General features: G+C 67.7%; 18 protein-coding genes and 2 pseudogenes. 9 read left to right on the forward strand and 11 right to left on the reverse strand.

Going from position 1 to position 20,371, the window contains the following annotated elements; genetic code table 11:
• Positions 1-18: 18 nt before the first annotated feature.
• The 9 genes from B9N97_RS30530 to B9N97_RS30570 all read left to right on the forward strand — a co-directional run bounded on the left by B9N97_RS30530 (position 19) and on the right by B9N97_RS30570 (position 7,553).
• Positions 19-1,041: an amidohydrolase family protein gene (locus tag B9N97_RS30530; protein ID WP_085091566.1), complete on the forward strand. Its 1,023-nt coding sequence runs from the start codon at positions 19-21 to the stop codon at positions 1,039-1,041.
• Positions 1,038-2,018, forward strand: a complete 981-nt coding sequence (locus tag B9N97_RS30535) for an ABC transporter substrate-binding protein (RefSeq protein WP_085091567.1) — start codon at positions 1,038-1,040, stop codon at positions 2,016-2,018. Before B9N97_RS30530 ends, B9N97_RS30535 begins: the two co-directional genes overlap by 4 nt.
• A gap of 14 nt (positions 2,019-2,032) precedes the next feature.
• A complete protein-coding gene (locus B9N97_RS30540) occupies positions 2,033-2,851 on the forward strand; it encodes an SDR family NAD(P)-dependent oxidoreductase (protein WP_085091568.1) in 819 nt (272 codons plus the stop codon).
• Positions 2,848-3,654, forward strand: a complete 807-nt coding sequence (locus B9N97_RS30545; RefSeq protein WP_167393428.1) for a sugar phosphate isomerase/epimerase family protein — start codon at positions 2,848-2,850, stop codon at positions 3,652-3,654. Before B9N97_RS30540 ends, B9N97_RS30545 begins: the two co-directional genes overlap by 4 nt.
• Before the next feature lie 25 nt (positions 3,655-3,679).
• Entirely contained in the window at positions 3,680-4,240 is a 561-nt protein-coding gene (locus B9N97_RS30550; RefSeq protein WP_085091570.1) for a cupin domain-containing protein, read from the forward strand.
• A 38-nt stretch (positions 4,241-4,278) separates the two neighbouring features.
• Positions 4,279-5,067, forward strand: a complete 789-nt coding sequence (locus B9N97_RS30555) for an SDR family oxidoreductase (protein ID WP_085091571.1) — start codon at positions 4,279-4,281, stop codon at positions 5,065-5,067.
• A gap of 67 nt (positions 5,068-5,134) precedes the next feature.
• Entirely contained in the window at positions 5,135-5,923 is a 789-nt protein-coding gene (locus tag B9N97_RS30560; protein ID WP_085091572.1) for an SDR family NAD(P)-dependent oxidoreductase, read from the forward strand.
• Complete coding sequence (locus tag B9N97_RS30565) at positions 5,920-6,618, forward strand: ThuA domain-containing protein (protein WP_085091573.1); 699 nt, start codon at positions 5,920-5,922, stop codon at positions 6,616-6,618. Before B9N97_RS30560 ends, B9N97_RS30565 begins: the two co-directional genes overlap by 4 nt.
• A gap of 32 nt (positions 6,619-6,650) precedes the next feature.
• On the forward strand, positions 6,651-7,553 hold the full coding sequence (locus tag B9N97_RS30570) for a TauD/TfdA dioxygenase family protein (RefSeq protein WP_085091574.1): 903 nt from the start codon (positions 6,651-6,653) through the stop codon (positions 7,551-7,553).
• 44 nt (positions 7,554-7,597) lie between these two features.
• Here B9N97_RS30570 and B9N97_RS30575 read toward each other — a convergent pair whose 3' ends face one another.
• The 11 genes and pseudogenes from B9N97_RS30575 to B9N97_RS30625 all read right to left on the reverse strand — a co-directional run bounded on the left by B9N97_RS30575 (position 7,598) and on the right by B9N97_RS30625 (position 20,362).
• Positions 7,598-7,783: a hypothetical protein gene (locus B9N97_RS30575; protein ID WP_085091575.1), complete on the reverse strand. Its 186-nt coding sequence runs from the start codon at positions 7,781-7,783 to the stop codon at positions 7,598-7,600.
• A 171-nt stretch (positions 7,784-7,954) separates the two neighbouring features.
• Positions 7,955-9,829 (reverse strand): TRAP transporter large permease, encoded by a 1,875-nt coding sequence (locus tag B9N97_RS30580; RefSeq protein WP_085091576.1) that lies wholly within the window; start codon positions 9,827-9,829, stop codon positions 7,955-7,957.
• A complete protein-coding gene (locus B9N97_RS30585) occupies positions 9,826-10,833 on the reverse strand; it encodes a TRAP transporter substrate-binding protein (protein WP_085091577.1) in 1,008 nt (335 codons plus the stop codon). Before B9N97_RS30585 ends, B9N97_RS30580 begins: the two co-directional genes overlap by 4 nt.
• A gap of 59 nt (positions 10,834-10,892) precedes the next feature.
• Complete coding sequence (locus B9N97_RS30590; RefSeq protein WP_085091578.1) at positions 10,893-11,981, reverse strand: maleylacetate reductase; 1,089 nt, start codon at positions 11,979-11,981, stop codon at positions 10,893-10,895.
• A 37-nt stretch (positions 11,982-12,018) separates the two neighbouring features.
• The gene (locus B9N97_RS30595) at positions 12,019-13,239 is read right to left on the reverse strand and encodes an enolase C-terminal domain-like protein (RefSeq protein ID WP_208621315.1); all 1,221 of its coding nucleotides are present in this window, start codon (positions 13,237-13,239) and stop codon (positions 12,019-12,021) included.
• Positions 13,236-14,249, reverse strand: a complete 1,014-nt coding sequence (locus B9N97_RS30600; RefSeq protein WP_085091579.1) for a 2-hydroxyacid dehydrogenase — start codon at positions 14,247-14,249, stop codon at positions 13,236-13,238. Before B9N97_RS30600 ends, B9N97_RS30595 begins: the two co-directional genes overlap by 4 nt.
• A 138-nt stretch (positions 14,250-14,387) precedes the next feature.
• Positions 14,388-15,278: a LysR family transcriptional regulator gene (locus B9N97_RS30605; protein ID WP_085091580.1), complete on the reverse strand. Its 891-nt coding sequence runs from the start codon at positions 15,276-15,278 to the stop codon at positions 14,388-14,390.
• Between the two features lie 316 nt (positions 15,279-15,594).
• Positions 15,595-15,996, reverse strand: a pseudogene (locus tag B9N97_RS30610) (IS6 family transposase); the annotation flags it as partial.
• A pseudogene (locus B9N97_RS36595) lies at positions 15,995-16,833 on the reverse strand (IS701 family transposase); the annotation flags it as partial. The pseudogenes B9N97_RS36595 and B9N97_RS30610, both read right to left, overlap by 2 nt.
• Before the next feature lie 83 nt (positions 16,834-16,916).
• Positions 16,917-18,746 (reverse strand): chloride channel protein, encoded by a 1,830-nt coding sequence (locus tag B9N97_RS30620; protein ID WP_244561021.1) that lies wholly within the window; start codon positions 18,744-18,746, stop codon positions 16,917-16,919.
• Positions 18,747-18,910: 164 nt separating this feature from the next.
• Positions 18,911-20,362, reverse strand: a complete 1,452-nt coding sequence (locus B9N97_RS30625) for a sulfatase-like hydrolase/transferase (protein WP_085091582.1) — start codon at positions 20,360-20,362, stop codon at positions 18,911-18,913.
• Between the last annotated feature and the right edge of the window lie 9 nt (positions 20,363-20,371).

Raw genomic sequence — 20,371 nt, forward strand, 5'->3', positions numbered from 1 at the left:
GGCGGAAAGGACCCCGTCATGCCCATCGAAACGGCAAAGCTGATCGACGTCCATGCCCATGTCCGCCTGGAGGCCACCAACGGCGCCGCCGGTGCCCACGGGCCGGAACACGGCGTCGACGAGAACGGCCAGCCCTGGTACCGTGTCGGCAATTACCGGCTGAGCGGCGTCCGCCACCTGAATAGCCCCTTCACCGATCCGGAGCTGCGGCTGCGCCGCATGGATGAGGCTGGTATCGACTTCCAGGTGCTGTCGGCCAGTCCGCTGAACTACTTCCATCACATCGACGTGCCCTCGGCCGTTTCCTTCTGCCGCCGCCACAACGACGCGCTGGCGGAACTGGTCGGGCGCTACCCCGACCGGCTGGGCGGGCTGGCCGCCCTGCCGATGCAGGATCCGCGCGCGGCGACGGAGGAGCTGGAGCGCTCCGTCGGGGAACTGGGCCTGTGGGGGGCGGCGACCGGCACCGAATTCGCGGGCGAGCCGCTGCACAGCCCGGAGTTCGACAGGCTCTACGAGGCGTTCGTCCGGCTGGACGTGCCGCTGTTCCTGCATCCGGCCCCGGCTGGCATCGACGGTCCGCCCGGCGATCCGGCGCTGAAGCGCTTCGACCTCGACGTTATCATCGGCTTCGCCGCGCAGGAGACCATCGCCATCGCCACCCTGATATTCGGCGGCGTGCTGGAGCGCCACCCCAGGCTGGACGTCTGGATCAGCCATGGCGGCGGTGCCGCCGCCTTCACCGCCGGGCGCCTGGCGCAGGCCGGCATGAAGCGGCCCTGGGCCAGCCAGTCCATGAAGAAGGATGGCGCCTTCGAGGAGATGCTGTCGCGCCTGTGGTTCGACACGCACCTGAACGACGACCGGGCGCTGGCGCTGCTGACCCAGGTGGTTGGGCCGGACCGGCTGGTCTTCGGCACCAACTTCGCCGGCTGGGACCAGCCGGAGGACGGACATCACGGCGCCGTGTCGCCGGCGCTGGCCGGCAACGCCCGCCGCCTGCTGAGAAAAGACAAAATCTTCAACGGAGGGACGCCATGACCATCACCCGTTTCCTGACCCGTGCGCTGGCAGCGGTGCCGCTGATCGGCGGCCTGCTGGCTTCGGCGCCGCAGGCCCATGCGCTGGAGATCATGGCGTCCCATTACGGCGCCCTGCTGAACACCGCTCCGATCGCCGTGGCGCTGGAGCGGGGCGACTACAAGAGGAACGGCGTCGACGTCACCGACGTGATGAGCTCGGTCGGCGGCGGCACCGGCATCCGCAACATGGTGGGCGGCGGGCTGGGCTACGGCATCGTCAGCACCTCCACCGCGCTGGCCGGCATCAGGCAGGGCATGGACATCCGCATCGTCCACACCGCGATCCGCCGGGTGGACGACCTGCTGTGGGTGACGCGGCCGGACAGCGGCGTCTCTTCGGTCAAGAATCTGGTCGGCCGCAAGGTCGGCATCACCGCGCCGAAATCGTCGAGCGAGCTGATGGTCGTCATGGCCTTCGAGGCGGCCGGCTTCCCCGGCAAGGCCGACATGGTGGCGCTCGGCTCCGTCGGCTCCGGCCTGTCGGCACTGGAACAGGGCGGGGTGGACGCGGCGCTGATCCTGGAGCCGCTCTACAGCGCCCGCAAGGACCGCTACAAGGTCGCCTTCTCGCTGGAGAACCTGCCGTCGATGACGCCGACCGTCGGCGTCGCCACCGGCGACTTCATGCGCAAGAGCCCGGACCAGCTGCGCGGGCTGCTCGCCGCATGGCGCTCGGCGGTGAACTTCATTTACGAGAACCCGGAGGAGGCCGCGAAGATGGTCGCCAAGCGCTACGGCGACACGCTGCCGGTCGATGTCGCCACCACCTCGATGAAGCGCATGGCGGCGATCAAGTACTGGAGCCAGGGCGATTTCGACATGGACGCCCTGAACATCTGGGTCAAGGGCATGGAGCGCATGGGCGAATGGTCCGGCCCGGTCGACTGGTCGAAGGTGCTGGACAGCTCCTTCCTCGCCGCCGACCTGCGCAAGTGACGGGGCGATCCGCCATGACGCAGCAGACCTGGACCGCGGACGGCGCGCTGGCCGTCGTCATCGGCGGCGGCAACGGCATCGGCGCGGAGACCGCGTGCCTGATGGCGGCGCGCGGCTGGCGGCTGGCCGTCGCCGACCTCGATCCGGATGCGGCGGAGCGGGTGGCCGGCGAGATCGGCGGCACCGCGCTGGCGCTCGACATCGCCGACGCCGCGGCGGTCGACCAGACCGCCGCCGCCATCGAGGCGGCGCATGGTCCGGTCGGCGCGCTGGTGGTCGCCGCCGCCGTCTTCCAGCCGGTGCTGCCGCCGGCCGAGCTGCCGCTGGAGGTGTGGGAGCGCACGGTCCAGGTCAACCTGACCGGCACCTATTACGCCAATCGCGCCTTCGGCACCCGCATGGCTCGGCAGGGGCGGGGCAGCATCGTCAACATCGCGTCGATCGCCGCCATCGGTTCGGTGCCGGTCCATGCCTATGCGTCGAGCAAGGCCGGGGTGGTCAGCCTGACGCTGAATCTCGCCGGGGAGTGGGGGCGCGCCGGGGTGCGGGTCAACTGCGTCTCCCCCGGCTCGACGCTGGTGCCGCGGGTGGTCGAACGGATCCGGTCGGGCCGCTACGCTGCCGATCCGGCCGAATTCACGGCGCTCGGCCGGATCGTGCAGCCGCGCGAGGTGGCGGAGAGCATCGAGTTCCTGGCCTCCGACCGGGCGTCGGCGATCACCGGCGTCAATCTGGTGGTGGATGCCGGATGGCACGTCGCCGGCACCTGGGCTCAGTATGGCGGCGTCCGTCCGGCTCCGTCTTCCATCGAGGCGGCGGGAGGCGCGGCATGAATCCGCTGTCGCTCTCCTACTACACGGTGCCGGAGCTGTCGCCGCCGGACATGGTCACGGTGGCGGCGGACCACGGTTGCGCCCATGTCGGCCTGCGCCTGCTGGGCGGCCAGCCCGATGGCGAACCGATGCCGCTGCTGGCCGACCCCGCCTTGCGGCGCGAGATGAAGCGGCGCATGGCCGACTGCGGCGTCACGGCGCTCGACGCCAACACCGCCCGCGTCCTGCCCCACACCGACCTCGACGCCTTCCGCCCCTTCCTGGAAGCCGCGGCCGAGCTGGGCGCCCGCCATGTGCTGGCGACCGGCGACGATCCCGACGAGGGGAGGCTGGCGGCAAGGCTGGGGCGGCTGTGCGACGATGCGGCCGGCTTCGGCCTGACCGTGCAGTTCGAGTTCGTGCCCTGGATGAGCGTGCCGAGCGCCGCCGCCGCCGCCCGGCTGATCGGCCGGGTGGAGCGCCCGAACATCGGCATCGCGCTCGACGCGCTGCATTACGACCGCTCCGGCGGCACGCCGGCCGATGTGGCGGCGATCCCGCCCGGCCTGTTCGCTTACATGCATCTCTGCGATGCCCCGCGCGACCATGGGACCGACCGCGACTCCCTGCTGCACACGGCGGTGAAGGAGCGGCTGTTTCCGGGTGAAGGCGGCATCGACCTGACCGGGCTGCTGCGCGCGCTTCCGACCGGCCTGCCGCTCGCCCTCGAAATCCCGACCGCCACCCTGGCGCGGACGATGGACGCGCCTGCCCGCGTGGCGCGCGCGGTCGCCGCCACCCGCCGCCTGCTTGCGGCGCTCTGAACCCCGCCTTACAGGAGGATTCATCATGGTCGCGAGCCCCGAGACCGGTACCGCCATCCGCGCCTGCGCCCAGGCGGTGATCCGGGCGATCGAGACCCACGGACACGACACCGCCCGCCTGACGGCGGCGTTGCGCGAACCGCTTGCCGCGCTCGCCGCCCGTCCCGACCTATGCACGGCCGGCGTGCCGCGCATCGGCAACCATGTCGCCAATTCCCAGTACCTCTACTATGACGGCGACCTGTCGATCCTGCTGTTCGAGTTGCCCGACGGCCAACCCATCGCCGTCCACGACCACGGCAACTGGGAAAGCATGGCGATCTATCGGGGGCGGGTGAAGCACACCGTCTATGAGCGGCGCGACGACGGCTCGGTTCCCGGCAAGGCCGACCTGACCGTGGTCGAGGACCGCGTGCTGGAGCCGGGCGACAGCGTGGTGATCGCTCCGCCCGCCGACATCCACGGCTTCATGGCGCTGGAGGAGGGGAGCTGGGGCATCACCGTGGCGAGCGGCACCTACAAGCCCGAGCGCTGCTATTTCGAGCCCGAAGCCGGAACCGTCGTCAGCAAGCGCCCCCGCGGATGAGTGTCCGCCGCCGCATTCTGAAGAGAAAGACCACAGCGATGGATTTGGGACTGAAGGGCAAGGTCGCGCTGGTGCTCGGCGGCAGCCAGGGCATCGGACGGGCGGCGGCGCTGGGGTTCGCACGCGAAGGCTGCGCCGTCGCCATCTGTGGCCGCGATCCGGGCCGGCTGGAGGAGGCGAGGGAGCTTCTGGCGGCGGACGGCGGCCCGGTGCTGACGGTGCCGGCCGATGTCGGCGACCCGGAGGCGGTGGAGCGGCTGGTCGATGAGGTCGCCGACGCCTTCGGCACCATCCACATCCTGGTCAACAACGCCGCCGGTCCGAAGCCCGGCACCTTCGACGGGCTGGATGGCGCCGACTGGGAGGATGCCTTCCGCCTGACGCTGATGTCGGCTGTCAACGCCACCCGCGCCGCGATTCCCCACATGCGCCGGCAGCGCTGGGGGCGGGTGATCAACATCAGCTCCTATTCCGTCAAGCAGCCGATCGGCGAGCTGATGCTGTCCAACAGCCTGCGGCTGGGAGCGCTGGGCTGGGCCAAGACGATGGCGACCCAACTGGCGCCGGAGAACATCCTGGTCAACACCGTCTGTCCCGGCTGGACCGCGACCGACCGCATGACCCAGGTCGTCGGCGCCCGCGCCGCCGCCCAGGGCCGCACCGCGGAGGACACCGCGGCCGGCATCGCCGCCGGCATCCCGCTCGGCCGCTTCGCCCGGCCCGAGGAGGTCGCCGACCTGATCGTCTTCCTGGGGTCCGAAAGCGCCAGCTACTTGACCGGCACCGCCATCCCGGTAGACGGCGGCATCGTGCAGAGCACGCTGTGATGAGTGCAGAGCGCGCCGTGACGGAGGTTCCGTCAATGTTCAACACCCGTATTTCCGGGAGGATCGCATGACCAAGACCGCTCTGGTGACCGGAGCCGGCGGCGGACTGGGCGCAGCCATCGCGCGCCGTCTGGCCGGCGAAGGATACCGCGTGGCGCTGCTCGATCTCGATGCAGCCGGGCTGGAGACGGAGGCGGCGCGGATTCCCGGCGCCCTGGCCTTCACCGCCGATGTGACCGACGAGGCGCAGATCGACGCGGTGGTTGCCGCGATGACGGAGGCCTTTGACGACGCACCCGACGTGCTGGTTAACAATGCCGGCATCGTCCGCTTCGGCGAACTGCTGGAGCACAGCGTCGCCGATTTCCGCCAGGTTGTCGACGTGAACCTGACCGGCACCTTCATCGTCACCCGCGCCGTGGCGCGCCGGATGGCGGAGCGCGGATCGGGGGCCATCGTCAACATCACCTCGCTCAACGCCGTCGCCCCCAGCCCCGACGCAGGCGCCTATCCGGCGACCAAGGCGGCGGTCGCGCTGCTGACCGAGCATCTGGCGCTGGCGCTGGCGCCGCGCGGCGTGCGGGTCAACGCCGTCGGCCCCGGCTTCATCGACGCTGGCATGTCGGCGCCGATCTACGCCGACGCGGAGGTGCGCGCCGTGCGCGGCGGCGCCGTGCCCGCCCGCTCGCTCGGCACCGCCGACGATGTCGCCGATGCGGTGCTGTTCCTGGTGTCGGACCGGGCGCGCTACATCCACGGTCAGCATCTGATGGTCGATGGCGGCGTGTCCTTCAGCCTGAAGATGCACCTGCCACGCCGCGCCCCGGCGGCGAAGTCCCTGGCGGGTGACCGATGAGCGGAACGATCCGCAACCTGATCCTGACTGGCGGCATCGGCCATCCCTTCGCCGACGCCGCTCCGGCGCTGGACAGGATTCTGGACGGCGTGGGGGTCGTCTCGACCGTCACCGACGATATCGAAGGCGGGCTGGAGGCGTTGGATCGGGGTGGATTCGACCTGCTCACCGTCTATGCGTTGCGTTGGCGGATGCTGGGCAGCGAGAAATACGCCCCGCACCGCGAGCGCTGGGCCTTTTCGCTGTCGCCGGCCGGACGGGAGAGGCTTTCACGCTTCGTCGGCGGCGGGGGCGGGCTGCTCGGCCTGCATACCGCACTGATCTGCTTCGACGACTGGCCGGAATGGAGGGATCTGCTGGGTGGAGCCTGGGTGTGGGGCCGCTCCGCCCATCCGCCGCGCGGTCCGGTCACCCTGATCCCCACCGACGTTTCCCATCCCCTGACCGCCGGCCTGCCGCCCTTCACCGTCACCGACGAGGCCTATGGCGACTTCGATCTGGCCGAGGGTCTCCAGCCTCTGGCGATCGTGGCGGCGGAAGGAGGGAGCGCCTGGCCCGCCCTGTGGGTGCGCGACGCCGGGCTGGGCCGGGTGGTGGCCGATACGCTGGGCCATGACCGTGCGTCCCTGGAACACCCGGTCCACCGCCAAATTCTGATGCGCGCCGCCCTCTGGGCCTGCCGCCGACCGCTCTGAAAGCCAACCGACCTGCAAGAGGAACCGTCCAGATGAACAGCCTCCATGCGCCAGCCGCCAGTTCCGCCGCCGCATCAGCCGATGTTGCGGCCCACTCCCTGTTCACGCCGCTTGACGGCATCATCGGGGCGGAGACCGACAGGCTCGACCTGTCCCGGCCGCTCGACGATAGGACGGTCGAGGCGGTGCGGACGGCCTTCCGCGACCATCATCTGCTGGTGATCCGCAACCAGTCGCTGGACAAGGAGCGCATGTACCGCTTCGCCGAACTGTTCGGCCCCATCGAGGGACACATGATCCGGCTGTCCGACGGGTCGAAATGGGATGCGGTCCACACCATCACCAACCTGGACGCCGGCGGCAACCCGGTGGCCAAGCCCTTCATCAGCTCCAACTATTTCTGGCATACCGACAAGTCCTTCCTGCGCGAGCCGTCGCTGCTGACGATGCTTCACGCGGTGGAACTGCCGCCGAACGGCGGCGACACGCAGTTCGCCGACATGATCGCAGCCTACGACGCCCTGCCGGAGGACACGCGCCGGCGGATCGACGGGCTGAAGTCGGTGCAGAGCCTGGAGTTCATGCGCCGCTACACCGGCAGCGCCCCGCCGACCGAAGACGACATCGTCGCCGCGCCTCCCATCGCCCATCCGCTGGTCCGCACCCATCCCGAGACCAGGCGCAAGAGCCTCTACATCGGCATGTACAGCTCCCACATTGAGGGCATGTCGGAGGAGGAGGGGCGCGCCCTGCTTGAAGAGCTGCTGGAGCACGCGACGCAGGACCGCTTCGTCCGCACCCACCGCTGGCGGCACGGCGACCTCGTCTTCTGGGATAACCGCTGCCTGCTGCACCGCGCCACGGCCAATTACGAGATGGGCAAGCACCGCCGTGTGCTGATGCGCGTCGTGGTGAAAGGCTCCGTGCCGGAATGATGGGCGCAGCCCCGGCGGGTCGTGAAACCGCCTGGGCCGGCCTTTCAGGCAAGCCCCAGCAGGCGGCGGGCGTTGCCGCCCAGGATCTCCGCGCAGTCCCCGTCCGTCAGGTCGGAGGCGAGGATTTCCGGCAGGGGGAACGGAACACTGAACAGTTTGGGCGAGGAGTAGAAATCCGTGCCCAGCAGCAGCCGGTGCGCTCCCGCCTCGCGTACGAAACGCTCGTTCATGTGGGAAACCGGAACCTCTGTCAACGCGCCAAGTTGTGCACCAACGCTCCATCGGGTCCGACCATCTGCTGGCGCCGGTGTAGGCGCCGTTACGCGCAGACCGCCTTGATACGGCAAAGCCGGCCCCGGAGCGAACCGGGGCCGGCTTCGGGCGGCTACGACGAACGGCAATCACAGAAAGCCGGTCGAAAGCCAGGGAATTGCGGCGACCAGCACCAGTCCGACCAGCAGAGCCGCCAGATAGCCCAGGATTGGGCGCATGCCCTCATCCGGGTTGACCCGGCCAATTGCCGAGGCGACATAGAAACCGACGCCGAAGGGCGGGGCGAACAGGCCGAGGCCCATGGCGAGGATCACCACCATCGCATACTGCACCTCATGCACGCCCATCTCACGGGCGATGGGGAACAGCAGCGGGCCGAACAGTACGATGGCCGGAATTCCCTCCAGCACGCTGCCGAGGATGATGAAGGCGACGATGGATACGGCGAGGAAGGTGAAGGCGCCTCCCGGCAGGCCGGCCATGAACTGCGCCAGATCGGTCGAGAATCCCGAGCGTGTCAGGCACCAGGCCATCGCCGTCGCGGTGCCGATGATGAACAGGATCGCTCCCGACAGCGCCGCGGTCTCGACCAGCATGGGAACCACCCGGCCCCAGTCGAAGCGGCGATAGACCAGCAATCCAACGGCGACGGCATAGACGATGCCGATGGTCGAAACCTCGGTCGCCGTCGCGACGCCCTCGATCACCGCGGTGCGGATGACGAAAGGGAGGGCGAGCGCGGGCAGCGCCACCACCAGGCTGCGGCCCAACTCACGACCGGTCGGCCGACGCACTCCCGACAGGTTTTCATGGCGGTAGCGGTGGCGGACAACCAGACACAACATCACCCCCAGCAGCAGGCCGGGCAGCAGGCCGCCGGTGAAGAGCGCAGCGATGGAAACGCCGGTGACCGAGCCGATGGTGATCAGCACGATGCTCGGCGGAATGGTCTCGGTCTGCGCGCCGGTCGCCGCCAGCAGCGCCACCAGATCACCCGGTTTGGCACCGCGGGCCTTCATCTCGGGGAACAGCACCGGGGCGACTGCCGCCATGTCGGCAGCCTTCGAGCCGGAGATGCCGGACACCAGATACATCGCACCGATGAGCACATAGGACAGGCCGCCGCGCACATGGCCGAGCAGGTTGGCCAACACCGCCACCATCGCGCGGGCCATGCCGGTCATCTCGATCAGCAGTCCTAAGAAGACGAACAGGGGCACCGACAGCAGGATCAGGTGTGACATGCCCTCATCCATCCGGCCGACGACGACCAGCAGCGGCACCCTGGTGGTCAGGGCGAGATAGCCGAAGCTCGACAGGCCGAAGGCGAAGGCGATGGGCACGCCGGCGAACACAGCCCCTGCAACCACGAGCACAAAGAAGACCAGCAGGTTGAGCTTGCCGAGATCGGCCAACACCGGCTGCAGGACGAAGAACAATGCGGCGATCGCCGCGACCGCCGCCACTGCACCCGCCACCAGCTTGAGGTCGCCCACCCGTGCGAGGCGGATCAGAGCCGTCGCGATCATCAGCCCGAGACCGGTCGGCAAGGCGGCCGCGCGCCACATGTTCGAGATCTGCAGGGCCGGGGTGGTGATCTCCAACTCCTCCCAGGCGAATTCGCCCGCCGGCAGGATGACCAGCAGCAGGAAACAGAGTGCCGCGGCCACCGCGAAGACATCGAGGAACGCCCGCGCGCGTGGCGATGCCCAACTGACGAACGCGGTCATCCGCATATGCTCGCCACGGCGGAAGGCGACGACGGTTCCCAGCATCGCCAGCCACAGGAACAGGATCGACGCCAGTTCGTCCGACCAGGTGATCGGAGCGTGGAGCACGTAGCGGGCGACGATGCCGGTGAAGAGAATCACCACTTCCGCGGCCACCAGAAGCGCCACCGGCAGTTCGGATAGCCAGCCCAGAAGCCGGTCGGCGTGCGCCAGCCACCGGCTGGCGCTGTCGGGCGAGCCGGCGGTGGACTTGTGATCCACCACCGCCGTCATGTCAGCGCCCCTACCGAACTTTCCAGGGCGCTCCAGGCCTCTTCACCGTATTTGGCCTTCCATTCACCGTAGAAGCCGGACTTGCGCAGGGCTTCCCGGAAAGGCGCCGGATCGACCTTGTTGAAGGTCAGCCCCTTCTGCGAGAGCGAACCTTGCAGCGCCTCGTTCAGGCCGGCGATGTCCTGGCGCTGCTGCAGCGCGCCGTCGTTCAGGTTCCGGCTGACGATCTGCCGCAAATCCTCGGGCAGTCCACGCCAGGAGCGGCCGTTGGTGACGATCCACGAACCGTCCCAGACATGGTTCGTGATGGAGCAGAATTTCTGCACCTCGTAGAACTTGGCGGTGTCGGCCACCACCAGCGGATTCTCCTGTCCGTCGACCACGCCGGTCTGCAGCGCGGCATAGACCTCGCCCAGGTTGATGCTGGTCGGCGACGCGCCCAACCCCTTGAACAGCGACACATAGACCGGGCTGACCGGGACGCGGATCTTGAAGGCCGCCAGATCGGCCGGCCCGGTGATCGGCTTGGTACTGGTGGTGATCTGGCGGAAGCCGTTGTCCCAGATGCGGTCGAAGGCGTGGAGGCCCGCCTTGTCGAAGCCCTTGCGGATCACCCCGCCGAGCTGGCCGTCCATCGCCTTCCAGACGGCGTCATAGTCCTTGAACGCGAACCCCATGCCATTGATCGACGCAACGGGGACCAGGGTCGACAGGATCAGGCCGCCGGTGCTGAAGAATTCGATGCCGCCGGAGCGCACCTGCGCCAGCAGGTCGCTGTCGCCGCCGAGCTGGCTGTTGGGGAAGACGGCGATGTCGACCTTGCCGCCGGTCTCCTTGCGGATGCGTTCGGCCGCTTCGACAGCGCGGACATGCAGCGGGTGGCTGGCCGGGAAGCCATGGCCGAACTTCCATGCGAATTCCGCGGCATGCGCCTTTGAGATGAAGGGTGCGGCCAGGGCGCCCGCCGCGGTGGCGGCCAGAAACTGCCTACGCTTGATCAACATCGTGGTTTCCTCCCATTTTGTGTTCTCTTGTCCGGTTAGCCCTCCGTGCCGGCCGGCCCTTACCGGCCCGACGGCGATCCTGGGCGACGCCCCTCCACTGCCGCCGCGAGGATGCCGCGCACGGCTTCTTCGGTCACCGGTCCGGGGTTGTAGCTGTTGTCCGTCTCGACGGTGATCCGGGCGGCCTCCTCGATCCGGTCGGCGGAAAAGCCGACCTCCGTCAGCCGCGTCGGCAGGCCGACCGTTTCCATCATGTCGAAAATGGCGGCGCCGACGTCCTCCACCCCCATGGCGGCGGCCAGCCGGTCCATCGCCTGCGGAGCGAAGGGTGCATTGTAGGCTGCCACATGGGGCAGCACCAGCGCATGGGACAATCCATGCGACACGCCGTAGGTGCCGCCCAGGACATGGGCGACGCCATGCTGGAGCGCGAAGCCGCCGGCCAGCGCCGCACCGGCGAGGTGGGCGCCGTACAGCAGGTCGGCACGCGCTTGTCCATCGTCCGGACGGGCCGCCACCCGCGGCAGCGCGTCCATGATCGCCCGCGCGCCCTCCATCGCCGCCGGTACGATCACAGGGCTGATGGTGGGGGTGTAGATGGCATCGACGCAATGGGCGAGCGCGTTCATGGCGCTGGCCGTGCTGACGTCCACCGGCAGCCCGTGCGTCAGCGAGGGGTCATAAACGACGGTGCCCGCCAGCATGCGCAGGCTCTGGTGCATCCGCTTGACGCCGTCGATGGTGATCCCGCAGAAGCCGGTCATCTCGGAGCCGGAATAGGTGGTCGGCACGGCGATGATCGGCAGCCCGAGTTCCAGCGCGATGGCTTTGCCCAAACCGATGGAGGCTCCACCGCCGACGCTGACCAGGCAGTCGGCGCCCATTTCGCGCGCCTTGGCCCGGCCCCGGATGGCAAGTTCGATGGGCACCTGGGAAATCGCTTCCGGCAGGATGCCGATACAACGGCTTCCAAGGCGGTCTGCGACACGTCCGCCCATGGCGCTGCGGCCGGGAGTGGATACGACGAGCGCATGCTTCGCGCCCAACCGCTCCACTTCCGCGTCGATCCGGTCGATGGCCCCGGCTCCGAAGACGACCCGCGATGGCAGCGCGTTGAACACGTCGCCGGGGGTGCTGAATTCTCTCATGATGGAAATCCGTCCGATAGGTCGGTGAGGGCGGCGCTTACCAATCGACGATGGTGCCGTCGTCCAGAACGGCCGAGGTCGTGTGCATCACCTCCGGCTTGAACGGGTGCTTCGCCGCCTCCGTCTCATTCACCTCGATGCCGAAGCCGGGGGCGTCGGGCACCTCCCAATGGCTGCCGGTGCGGCGGATCGGGGTCTGCACCACGTCGTCGTACCATGGCACCGCGCCGCTCATCTCCTCCTGGATGACGAAGTTCGGCGTGGAGATGTCGAAATGCAGGGCAGCGACGCCGGCCAGCGGACCGTTGGGATTGTGCGGGGCGATGCCGATCAGGTCGGCTTCCGCCAGCGCCGCGATCCGCTTTCCTTCAAGCAGGCCGCCGGTGTGGTTCAGGTCGGGCTGGGCGATATGGACCGCCTTCTGGGCGAAGATGGGCTGGAACTCCTTCAGCCCGACCAGCCGTTCGCCGGATGCGATCGGGCAGTCCGCCTGCTCGGCGATGCGGCGCAGCGCCTCGGTATCGCCGGGCTGGACCGGTTCCTCGCAGAACATCGGCCGGTAGGGCTCCAGTTCGCGGATGTAGCTCATGGCGGCGGCGATGGAGCCGGGGCGACCGTGGAAGTCGATCATGATGTCGACGCCGTCGCCCACCGTGTCGCGCAGCGCCTGCATCATCTTGCCGACATGGCGCTGGGCCGGAATCGGCGCGCTGTGGGCGCCATAGGGAATGAACACGACCTTGAGCGCATCGTAGCCCTTCTCCGTCACCGCCGCGGCCCGTTCCTTCAGCGAACCGACGTCGAAGGTCTCGTAGACCGACTTCATCTCGCCGAGGCCGAGATGGGTGTAGACGCGCACGCGGTCGCGGACCTTGCCGCCGAGCAGGCGCCAGACGGGCAGGCCGACGCTCTTGCCGAAGATGTCCCAGAGCGCGTGCTCGATGCCGCTGATCGCCGTCACGCCAACCATGCCCAGCTTGTAATAGCTGAACTTGTTCATCGCGCGGACGCACTGCTCGATATCGCGCGGGTCGCGGCCGAGCACGGTCGGCTCCAAATCCTCGACGGCGCCGGTGACGGCCCGCGTCTTCCAGTTCAGGCTGGCCTCGCCCCAGCCGTAGAGACCGGGCTGATCGGTCAGCACTTTCACGAAGATCCAGTTGCGCATCTCGGCGTTGACGACGAAGGTCTTCACGCCGGTGATCTTGATCGGCACGCCGGCGCTCCGGCGGGCGAGGTCCTCGGTGTCTCGGATCATGGGATGCTCGTGTTTTGGATGGCGGGAAGTGATGCCGGAGCAGGTGCCCGCACGAGGTTCAGCAGCGGCTCGCCGGCAGTCAGCCGGTCGATGTTCCGGGCGATGAAGGCATAGCGGCGTTCGGGCAGCCTGGTGGTCCAGGCCGAGGAATGCGGGGTGCAGACCGCATTCGGCAGATCCTCGAAGCGGAAGCGCGCGGGCGCCACCCGGTCGTCCGCCCCGGCCGGATAGCCGTACCAGACGTCAAGCACCGCACCGCCGATGGCTTGGCGCCGCAGCGCGTCGTACAGCGCCTCTTCATCGACGATGGGCGCGCGTGATACGTTGACCAGCACGCCCGTCGGCTTCATGGCGGCGAGTTCGGCCGCTCCGATCAGCCCGCGCGTCTCGCCGGTCAGCGGACAGGCGATCGCCACGTAATCCGACTGCGCCAGCATATCCGGCAAGCGGTCCGGCGGCAGGATCGCCTCGGCAAGACCATTGGGATCGGCGGCGAACTGGTCCACGGCAAGGATGCGCATGCCGAAGGCCGCCGCCCGCTGGGCGATGGTCCGCCCGATACGGCCGAAGCCGATCAGTCCCAGGGTCAGTCCGTGGATCTCTCCATGCGGCACGCGCGCCCGGTAGACGTCGGACCATGTTTCCGTGGCGAAGGAGCCGCGCAGGGCGTCAGGACGGATCTCCCAGTTCAGCATCGCCGACATGACGAATTCGGCGATGGGGATCTCATGTTCGAAAACGTTGCACAGGCTGGCGCCGGACGGCAGGGAGGGCATGTCGATGCCATCCAGCCCGGCCCCCGGCACATGCAGAAGCCGGAAGTCCGGTGCGGGTCCATCGTGTCGGGAGAACCGCAAAGACACGACCACGTCGTCTCCGGTGATCGCAGAATCGAACTGGGACGATTGGGCGGCTTCACGGGGAAGGGGTATGATGTCGCAGGGAGTCGTCAGGAAAGCGGCCAGCTTGTCCTTGTGATTGGCAGCCTCCCCAATCATGAAGACTTTCATCGGCTTTATCCTCCGTTGCACGAACGATAGGGCCAATGAACTGAGTAGGTCCAACTTTTAAAAATGATTGATTGATAAGAGAAAGTTTTCACCGACCGATGTTTGCGCCTCTGACGATCGGGGTGAGAGGCTGACTGTTCACGAGACCAGTTCGCCCACCGCGGTCGCGACGTCCAGAAATGTCTGAATGGCGGGAGAGGTGTCGTCGCTCTGGTAGGCAACCCCGAGCGTCAGGTGGGGTGCCGGCCCGTCGAGCGGACGGTAGACCACCCCGGGCCGTGCGAATTGCTGAAGATCGGAGGCGATGAGGCCGATCCCGAAATCCGCTGCGGCCAGCGCGATGATCGATTGCGCGGGGGAGGCTTCGAGAATCAGCTCAGGGCTGAATCCCGCCTGCTGGCACAGGCTGATAATCTCATCGTAGAGGCGTGGGCCGATTACGCGCGGGAAGATGATGAAGCGTTGCCTGGAGAGATCCTCAAGCCGCAGGCGCGGCCGTTCGGCCAATGGGTTGCGATCCGACAGCACGACATTGAAGCGCATGCGCGCGATGGGGTGGGACGACAGCGACTGATCGTCGAGCGGGGGATGGAAGATGCCGACATCAATCGCTCCTGCCCTCAAGGCTTCTTCCTGCTCCGACGTCGTCATGACATGGACGTTCACGCCGAAATTGGGCAATGCCATGCGGAACCGGTGCATGATCTCGGGGAAGACGATGTAGAGCGCCGGTGCGGTCATGCCGACCGACAATTGCCCGATTTCGCCGCGATCCGTCTGACGCGCGAGTTGCGCGGCCCGTTCCATCTGATTCAAAATCTTCCGGGCTTCGCCCAGGAAGGTCTCGCCGGCTCTCGTCAGGGAAACGCGCCGCTTGTTGCGGTGGATCAACTGAACCTGAAGCTCTTCCTCCAGTTGGCGCAATTGCTGGCTGAGGGCGGGCTGCGTGATGCGGCACCGCGCGGCGGCACGGTGAAAATGCAGCTCTTCGCAGAGCGCGACAAAAAACTGGAGCCTGCGACGATCCATGATGCGGAGATAAGATCATCCAGCCGAAGCTGTAAAGGCAGGATGAGCGGCCCAGCCTTCCGGCGATGTTCGGCTTGCAGGTCAGGGCGATGGTTGCTTCGGCAGGCCCCGTCACGTCAACTTGAACGAGGCAAGGAAGATTGCGGCCGCCGCCGACTGAACCGCGCCGAGTTTGCTGGAGTCCCCATCATCTGAGAGAGTGGGGTCATCATGACCAAGCAGGGCTTTGACACGGCAACTGAGGCGGCAAATAGAAGTTGCGAAGTCCGCAACTGGTTTCCGCTGCGGCAGTCGCGGCCTGCCAGTCGGCCACGGCCTATGCCCGGAAGGTACGCAGGGTGCGGCGGGAGACCAGGTGACGCTGGAGGTTGAAGGTGTTGTAGACGGTGGCATGCACGGATACGAAGCGCTGGGCGGAACCCATCGATTTGAACCGCTGCATCTTGCGCTCTCGTCGCCGCACCGGCTGGTGTGAGACTTCGGCCCGGTTGTTCGTTCGCCGCCCTTGTTCATGGTGGGCGGTCAGACCCAGATCGCGGGAGGCGGCCCTGTAGGACCGGAGCTTGTCGGTGGTGACCTGGGTGGGCGCAAAGCCATACTTTTTCAGCAGCTTGCGCATCAACTTCAAAGCCGCAGCCTTGTCGCGTCGGCGCTGGACGAGCACCTCCAACACCTCGCCTTCGTCATCGACGGCCCGCCACAAGTACATGAGCCGGCCCCTCCGGCGCGTCACGGAACGGCAGGCGCGCCCAATCGTAAAAGCGCGGGCCTTTGGCGCCATCGCCGGCGCTGAGCCGGTGCCAGCCATCGGCCGGCACCTCTTCGATTCAGTCGCTCACCGTGCCCGGCCACAGCCGCTGACCACTTGTAACGGTCAGCACGTACCCGACCCGGCGGCGCTCCAGTCCCCGTCGGATGGCCCGTCGGATGGCGCTGTCGGTGCCGTAGACGCTGTCCCCCGCCACCCAGGCACACGGCACGCCGGCGTCCAGCGCCCGCTTCAGCATCGTGAGACCCAGCTTGGGCTTGGTGGCAAAGGGCACCTCCTCCGGCACCCAAGCCGTGCGGCGGCGTTCCTCATCGCCGGCCCAGGACTGCGGCAAATACAGGGTGCGGTCGATCAGGGCATAGCCGTGTCGGCCGGCGTAGCCCAGGAAGACGCCGATCTGTCAGTTCTCGATGTGTCCGGCAGTGCCCGAGTATTGACGCTGCACGCCGACCGAACGCTCGCCCTTTATCAGGAAACCGGTCTCGTCCAGCACCAGCACGGCGTCGGGATTGTCCAAATGCTCAACGACGTAAGCCCGCAAGTCGTCGCGAACAGCATCGGCGTCCCAACGCATCCGGGCCAGGAAATCCTGGACGCCGTCGGGACTGGCGTCACCGGCTGCTTCGGCCAGCTCCAGCCGTTCTTCCGTCCCAGCGGCGCCAGAAGCCCAGCCGGATACCGCCGTGCCCGCTCGCGCGCCTCTGGCCGGCAAAATCGTGGACCAATCCGGCCAGCCAGCGCATCCAGACCCCGAGCCCAAGTCGTCACTTCCGTTGCCGTCGTCATCCCAACCTCCACGCGGTAGGATAAACCCTTCGACAGGCCGGCCTGAAAATGATCCCGGCTGTAGGACTAAGTCATCTGCCAGTCTACGGAATTCCGACTTCGTCACGGCGGCGCTTGTCCACCTCTTCGCCGTACCGGCGCAGCAGATGGGCCTCCGTCAGCATTCCAAGGACGCGGAGCGTCTGGACACCATCGACAACCGCCATGGCCTCGGTCTCGGCATCCTCGAACAGAGCCATCGCCTCCTTGGCGTTCATCGCCGGCAATAGCGCCCGCTGCCGTAGGCGCACCAGCGGGTCGATGGTGTCGAACACCGGCCCGGCGGCATGCACCTCCGGCAGCAACAGCAGCCCGGCATAACGGTTGGCATCGTCGACGACGATGAGCCGTTGCGTGGCGCCCAAGGGATAGGTGCGCCGGATCACCGCCAACGACACGCCGAGCGGCACGGTGGTGACATCGCGGCGCATCAGACGTCCTACCGTCAGGTCGCGAAGCCATCCGATGTCATGGGCGCTGCGGATGGTTTCCCCCCGCAGATGGAAGCGCCAGGTGGCGAAGGAATAACCGAACAGGCGCCTCACAACCATCGTCGCCGCGATGACCGCCACCAGCACCGGACCGGCGACGGCGAAGTCGCGGGTGCCCTCAAGCGCCAGAAACGTCAAGGCGAGCGGAGCGCCGACCACCGCCGCGCCGAAGGCGCTGGTTCCGATTACCGCGTACAGCATCGGATCGACCGTGGTCGGCATCATCGCCGGTGGAAGCAGAGTCACTCCGGCGATGGCAAAGAGTTTGCCGAACAGTGCGCCGAGAAGGAGGGAGGCGAAAAAAAGGCCGCCGCGGAAGCCGCTGCCGATAGAGATCGCGGTGCCGGCGGTCTTGAGGACCAGCAGCCCAAGGAGCAGTGGCAACGTCAGGTCGCTGGCGAGTGCCAGATGGAGCACGCCGTGGCCCGCCGAAAGCACTCCGGTGGACAGAAGGGCAAGGCCGCCGACGGCCAACCCACCCGCCACGGGACGCAACCAACCCCAGGGAACGGCACGGCGCAGCAAAGCCTCCACCAGCGTCATCCCCTTCATCAATGCGATGGCGAGCAGACCGCAAAGCAGCCCGAGGAGGAGGGCGAGGGCGTAATCGCCGAGCGTCGGCGCCGCGAAACTGCCGGCGCCGGCAAGCACTGCCGTCCGACCCAGCGCCGACGCCAACAGCATGCCGGCGACGGCGCTGGCCATGACCGGCGCCAGGCTGGCGATCGAATAGGTACTGACCACGAGTTCGAAGGCATAGAAGGCGCCGGTGATCGGCGCGCAGAAGGCGGCCGCCAGCGCTCCGGCGGTACCGCATCCGACCAACACCCGCAAATCCCCCCGGCGCAGGCCGAAGGCGCCACCCAGCCGGGATGCAAAGCTGCTGCCGACTTGGGCGAATGCGGCTTCCAGCCCGACCGAGGCGCCGAAGCCGTTCGAGACGATGTTCTGCGCCGCAACCACCGCGCCGTCGGACAGCCTCATGCGCCCCCCATGCAGGGCGTTGGCTTCGATGGGATCGATCGGCGTCCGCAGGCCACGCCTGGCAATGCCCCAATTCAGCAGTCCGAGCAGCAGTCCGCCAAGGGCCGGCAGCGCCAGCAGCAGGCGGGGATCGGCGTCCTCCAGCAGGCTGAGGCCGTACTGGGCGCCGGCGCCGAACAACGCCACATGCAGGCCGTGCGTCGCTTCGCTCATCAGAAGCGCCAGAAGCCCGGCGGCAGCGCCGGACAGCAGGGCCAATCCGACGATGCCGATTTCGCCCCGGCGCACCCATTGGCGGAAGGTGACCGCCCCGCGCGACGGCCGTGTAATCAGACGGACGAGATAGGAGCCGGCGGGCGGGCGCTCGCGGTTCAGGCGCCGGGCGATGCGCGCGGACACGGCAGCTCCCTTGCGCGGCTCTCCTGCCGGAGGGCGCGGTCGTTTCGGCAACAGCATGGGGAAAATCCGTTGCGCGCCCGATGCGGAGGGGCCGGCCACCGTGCCGCGACTGCTGCGGCGAGGGACCGGCCTCACTTCGGATCGAGCTGGCGGGGGGCTGAAGGTCAGGCCGGGTGGAGGGCGGTGGGGGCAGGAGTGGCACCCGCGGCGCCAAGAGTCGCGGCGATGTCCGGACCACCGAAATGCTCGATCAATGCCGCCTGATCCAGTTTGGCCTGACGGTCGACAGCCTCGGGATCGCAGATGCGGCGCAACTCCGTTTCCATGGCGCGCAGAACCGGCGCATGGGCGGGATCGCCGGCAAGATTGACGGCCTCCTCCGGGTCGGTTTCCAGATCGAACAGCTCGGGCTGGAACCGCACATAATGGTGATACTTCCAGCGTCCCTTGCGCAGCATGTAGCCGCCCGTGTTGCTGCCGGCCGCATGATATTCGCTGAAGACGACCCTGTCCGGCTCGTCCGGCGCGGCGGCGAGGTCGAACAGGGAGCGGCCGGGACGGTCCTCCATCTCCGGAGCCGGATCGATCCCGACAGCGGACAGGATGGTGGGGAAGAGATCCAGCAGATCGACCGGCGTGGTGCGGACCGCCGGCTGCAGCTCCGGCCCGGCGACGATCATCGGAATGCCGACGCTTTCCTGATAAAGCGTCGATTTGCCCCAAAGCCCGCGCGCGCCCAGATTATCGCCGTGGTCGGAGGTGTAGATCACGGTGGTGCTGTCATCCAGCCCCAGGTCACGCAAGGTTCCGATGATGCGCCCGACATTGTGGTCAAGGAAGCTGCAAAGGCCGAAATAGGCGGCGAAAGCTTTCAGCCGCTCCTCCGGGGATGTGAATTTCTCCTCGGTGCGGTCGAACTCGGCGGCTGCCTGCACCCAGGGGTGCCGTTGGTAGCCGTCGGCCGGATGCAGCTTCGCCGGCGGGATGCGGTCGAGCGGATAAAGCGAAAAGAACTCCTCCGGCGCAATCAGGGGGAAATGCGGAGCAACCAGACCGACATACAGGACGAAGGGTTCGTCGTTGCGGGTGGCCGCGTCGCGCAACCAGTCGACCGTGCGGGCGGTAACCGAGCGGTCGTAGGACGTGTAGGAGGATTCACCGCCGCCGACGCGCTCGCCAATCATGCGGGTGGAGGTCCATTTGACCAGGTACGGGTCGCGGATCGACGCCCAGACCATGCCATGCCCGCCGACCACATGCATCGGGATGTGCTCGCGATCAAAGCCAGCGGGGTCCTCTTCGGCGCGGTAATGCAGCTTGCCGATGCTCTCGACGCGGATGCCGTGCTGCTGCAGCACATGGCCCCATCCCCGCTGCTCTCCGGTGTAGGGCATGGCATTGTCCCAATGCCGTGTCTGGTGGACCCGCCTCCCGGTGGCGAAGGCGGCGCGGGCCGGCACGCAGATTGGGCTGGGGGTATAGGCATTGGAGAAGCGGACCCCGCGGGCGGCGAGCGCATCGAGGTTCGGCGTGCGGACCAGAGGATGACCGGCGCATCCCATGATGCGCGGGTCATGCTCGTCGGACATGATGACGATCAGGTTACGGCGGGACATCTGTCTGAA

The sequence above is a fragment of the Azospirillum oryzae genome, assembly GCF_900177515.1.
GTDB lineage: Bacteria > Pseudomonadota > Alphaproteobacteria > Azospirillales > Azospirillaceae > Azospirillum > Azospirillum oryzae_A.

What these genes read in the sequence shown, in the direction of transcription:
- B9N97_RS30530 (WP_085091566.1), top strand. Translation starts at nt 19, where the DNA reads ATGCCCATCGAAACGGCAAAGCTGATCGACGTCCATGCCCATGTCCGC.
- B9N97_RS30535 (WP_085091567.1), top strand. Translation starts at nt 1,038, where the DNA reads ATGACCATCACCCGTTTCCTGACCCGTGCGCTGGCAGCGGTGCCGCTG.
- B9N97_RS30540 (WP_085091568.1), top strand. Translation starts at nt 2,033, where the DNA reads ATGACGCAGCAGACCTGGACCGCGGACGGCGCGCTGGCCGTCGTCATC.
- B9N97_RS30545 (WP_167393428.1), top strand. Translation starts at nt 2,848, where the DNA reads ATGAATCCGCTGTCGCTCTCCTACTACACGGTGCCGGAGCTGTCGCCG.
- B9N97_RS30550 (WP_085091570.1), top strand. Translation starts at nt 3,680, where the DNA reads ATGGTCGCGAGCCCCGAGACCGGTACCGCCATCCGCGCCTGCGCCCAG.
- B9N97_RS30555 (WP_085091571.1), top strand. Translation starts at nt 4,279, where the DNA reads ATGGATTTGGGACTGAAGGGCAAGGTCGCGCTGGTGCTCGGCGGCAGC.
- B9N97_RS30560 (WP_085091572.1), top strand. Translation starts at nt 5,135, where the DNA reads ATGACCAAGACCGCTCTGGTGACCGGAGCCGGCGGCGGACTGGGCGCA.
- B9N97_RS30565 (WP_085091573.1), top strand. Translation starts at nt 5,920, where the DNA reads ATGAGCGGAACGATCCGCAACCTGATCCTGACTGGCGGCATCGGCCAT.
- B9N97_RS30570 (WP_085091574.1), top strand. Translation starts at nt 6,651, where the DNA reads ATGAACAGCCTCCATGCGCCAGCCGCCAGTTCCGCCGCCGCATCAGCC.
- B9N97_RS30575 (WP_085091575.1), bottom strand. Translation starts at nt 7,783, where the DNA reads ATGAACGAGCGTTTCGTACGCGAGGCGGGAGCGCACCGGCTGCTGCTG.
- B9N97_RS30580 (WP_085091576.1), bottom strand. Translation starts at nt 9,829, where the DNA reads ATGACGGCGGTGGTGGATCACAAGTCCACCGCCGGCTCGCCCGACAGC.
- B9N97_RS30585 (WP_085091577.1), bottom strand. Translation starts at nt 10,833, where the DNA reads ATGTTGATCAAGCGTAGGCAGTTTCTGGCCGCCACCGCGGCGGGCGCC.
- B9N97_RS30590 (WP_085091578.1), bottom strand. Translation starts at nt 11,981, where the DNA reads ATGAGAGAATTCAGCACCCCCGGCGACGTGTTCAACGCGCTGCCATCG.
- B9N97_RS30595 (WP_208621315.1), bottom strand. Translation starts at nt 13,239, where the DNA reads ATGATCCGAGACACCGAGGACCTCGCCCGCCGGAGCGCCGGCGTGCCG.
- B9N97_RS30600 (WP_085091579.1), bottom strand. Translation starts at nt 14,249, where the DNA reads ATGAAAGTCTTCATGATTGGGGAGGCTGCCAATCACAAGGACAAGCTG.
- B9N97_RS30605 (WP_085091580.1), bottom strand. Translation starts at nt 15,278, where the DNA reads ATGGATCGTCGCAGGCTCCAGTTTTTTGTCGCGCTCTGCGAAGAGCTG.
- B9N97_RS30625 (WP_085091582.1), bottom strand. Translation starts at nt 20,362, where the DNA reads ATGTCCCGCCGTAACCTGATCGTCATCATGTCCGACGAGCATGACCCG.